This window comes from Pseudomonas sp. BJa3 (assembly GCF_026343815.1).
Taxonomy (GTDB): Bacteria; Pseudomonadota; Gammaproteobacteria; order Pseudomonadales; family Pseudomonadaceae; genus Aquipseudomonas; species Aquipseudomonas soli.
The window spans coordinates 1-231 of sequence record NZ_JAOXMC010000599.1 but is presented as its reverse complement, the minus strand read 5'-3'; the positions used below and the strand labels follow the sequence as shown (position 1 = coordinate 231).

The 231-nt window shown below is 71.9% G+C and carries 1 protein-coding gene; it reads right to left on the bottom strand.

The window, feature by feature from the left end; genetic code table 11:
* Window positions 1-26: 26 nt before the first annotated feature.
* A partial coding sequence (locus OH705_RS28940) for a sensor histidine kinase (RefSeq protein WP_267303665.1) occupies window positions 27-231 on the bottom strand: 205 nt, incomplete at its 5' end.

Below are 231 nucleotides of genomic sequence, written 5' to 3'. Positions count from 1 at the left end.
CTTCGGGCCTGACACTTAGGTGAATCTTAAGTCGGGGCGGGGCCGCGCGCAAAGGCGACCCTGGCCCGCAGGCCGCTGCCGCCGGGCGCATCTTCAAGGGTGATGGTCGCGCCGTGGCGTTCGGCGATGGCGCGCGCGATCGCCAGTCCCAGGCCGCTGCCGTGCTGGGTGTTGCCTTCGAGCCGGTAGAAGCGGTCGAACACGCGGGCGCGTTCCCCGGGCGGGATGCCC